The sequence below is a fragment of the Mesorhizobium sp. M7D.F.Ca.US.004.01.2.1 genome (assembly GCF_003997785.1).
GTDB lineage: Bacteria > Pseudomonadota > Alphaproteobacteria > Rhizobiales > Rhizobiaceae > Mesorhizobium > Mesorhizobium loti.
This window is the reverse complement of sequence record NZ_RZRQ01000680.1, coordinates 526-1,080: the sequence shown is the minus strand read 5'-3', so window position 1 is coordinate 1,080 and position 555 is coordinate 526. Positions and strand designations below refer to the sequence as shown.

General features: G+C 64.7%; 1 pseudogene. It reads left to right on the top strand.

Going from position 1 to position 555, the window contains the following annotated elements:
* Positions 1-29: 29 nt before the first annotated feature.
* A pseudogene (locus EN993_RS38225) lies at positions 30-555 on the top strand (PLP-dependent transferase); the annotation flags it as partial.

Below are 555 nucleotides of genomic sequence, written 5' to 3'. Positions count from 1 at the left end.
GACCTGATCAACCATTTGAGGCGCGCACGATGACCAGCAGCACCCCGCCAGCCGGAAAAAACCGCCTGGCCTTCTCAACGCGCACCATCCATGGCGGCCAGAGCCATGACCCGCTGACCGGCGCGGTTATGGTGCCGATCTACGCCACCTCGACCTTTGCCCAGCAATCGCCCGGCGTGCATAAGGGTTTTGAATATGCCCGCAGCCAGAACCCGACCCGTTTTGCCTTCGAGCGTGCCGTCGCCGATCTCGAAAGCGGCTCGGCCGCCTTTGCCTTCGCCTCCGGCCTGGCCTCGATCGCCACGGTGCTCGAACTGCTCGATTCCGGCGCGCATATCGTCGCCACCGACGACATCTATGGCGGCTCCTTCCGCCTGATGGAGCGGGTGCGAAAGCGCTCTGCCAATCTGCAGGTCTCGTTCGTCGATTTCACCGACCTCGCCGCCGTGGAAGCCGCGATCCGCCCGGAGACGAGAATGCTCTGGGTCGAAACGCCGACCAACCCGCTGCTGCGCATCGTCGACCTCGAAGGCGTCGCCGCACTCGCCAAACGCA